We start from the raw sequence: 1,804 nt of genomic DNA, 5'->3' as shown, positions 1-1,804 counted from the left end.
AGAGCTGTTGCCGCTCATTCGGCGCGATTATCGAAAGCTCGCTCAACAACTGATCGGGATTAGCCGCAATGCTGCTCAGCAATTCGATATAGTTGGCCGCCATACGCTCCATGCTACTGCGCTCAAATAGATCTGTAGCATATTCTAGCGTACCGCTAATTTTATCGTCGTCTTCCAACACCGATAGCGTTATATCAAATTTTGAACCGCCACGGGCAATCTTCATTGGCTCAACATCCAACCCTGGAAGGGTCCAACGATTGGAACCAATATTACGGTGTATAAAGAAGTGTTGGAAAAATGGTGCCATGCCACTTTTTCGTTCCGGCTTAAGTTGCGACACTAGGAATTCAAATGGCACTTGATCGTGAGCGAAAATCTGTACGGATTTCTTTCGTACGCTAGAAAGTAGCTGCGAGAAGGTTTGCTCCGATAATATTTGAGTTCGGACCACCAGATTATTAATAAATAACCCAATCATTTTTTCGGTTTCGGATCGATGGCGACGCCCGGTTGTTGTACCCAGCAAAATATCCTGCTGACCACTATATCGATTTAACAACAACTGCCAAGCCGCTAGCAGCAACATAAACGACGTCGCTGACTGTGCTTTAGCTATCTTACCTAGCGAATTCTTTAATTCTTTTTCAATTGTAAATTCTACACGTTGGCCAATATAGCTTGGGCGGCCGACGCGTTTTTTATCCGTTGGCAGCTGTAATGGCTCGGGCAATAAGCTGAGTTCTTTCCGCCAAAACTCTAAAGAGCCCGAAAACGCACCACTTTCAATTTGGCTCTGTTCCCAACAGGCATAATCTATAAATTGACGCTGCAGCTCTGGCAATAGAGGTTGTTCATCTAGTCCCTTGGGGTAAGCGCCATAAAATTTCGATAGCTCTTCAAAAAATAGACGCGACGACCAAATGTTGTCGTAAATAATATGATTAAAAATAACGATAAAAACATATTCACGGCTGGATAGTTTGACCAACTCGCAACGAAATACTGGGCCTGCCGCTAAATCGTGCCGCTCTTCTACTAACTGTTTTATTCGTTCTTTAAGAATTACTGCCTGTTGACTTTCAGGCTCCTTCTCTAGGTTACGAATATCTAGCTCTATCGGCGAGAATGACAATATTTTTTGCTTTGGGCCATCTATATCTGCAGGAAAAACAGTACGCAACGTTTCATGGCGGCGGATTAATTGATTTAATGCCCAAGCTAAGGCATCAGTATTGATCTTACCGCGCAATCTAACCGTGTTAGAAATATTGTAAGCTGCGCCGGCTCCATAAAGGTGATCGATTAACCACATACGCCGCTGCGCATAACTAACAGGAGCTTGTTTGTCACGCGGGGCGCGTGGCAATGCGTCAAGATCCTTGTCGTCCGCGGCACTACTCTCTTCGGCGGCCAATCTGTTCGTGTCACAAAGAACCTTAACGGAAGCTGTAAGGGCGGCAAAGTTTTCGACCTCAAAAATAGTACTTATTGGTAACTTAATCGCATACCGGTCATTAATCCGCGTCACAATTTGTGTCGCTAATAACGAGTCACCACCCAACTTAAAAAAGTTATCGTTTAACGCAACGCTATCAATTCGTAGCATTTCAGCGCATAGGGCCAATAAACTTTCTTCGAGCCCGCCCTTGGCGACAGGCTGCGCTAAGGTCTTTGATCGAGAGACGGGTTCGGGTTTAGCTGGCTTAGGCAGTGCCTTGCGATCAACCTTGTTATTAGGCGTTTGCGGAAATGAAGGCAAACACACAAAGTGCGCAGGGATCATGTAGTCCGGCAAGCTTTC

Annotated in this window: 1 protein-coding gene; it reads right to left on the bottom strand. The window is 45.3% G+C overall.

Going from position 1 to position 1,804, the window contains the following annotated elements; genetic code table 11:
• The coding region (locus IDZ20_RS04645) for a condensation domain-containing protein (RefSeq protein ID WP_245792111.1) at window positions 1-1,804 on the bottom strand (1,804 nt) is incomplete at both ends.

The organism is Teredinibacter waterburyi (assembly GCF_001922985.1).
In the GTDB taxonomy this organism is placed as follows: domain Bacteria; phylum Pseudomonadota; class Gammaproteobacteria; order Pseudomonadales; family Cellvibrionaceae; genus Teredinibacter; species Teredinibacter waterburyi.
The sequence above is the reverse complement of the archived record's forward strand: the minus strand, read 5'-3'. Positions and strand labels throughout refer to the sequence as shown.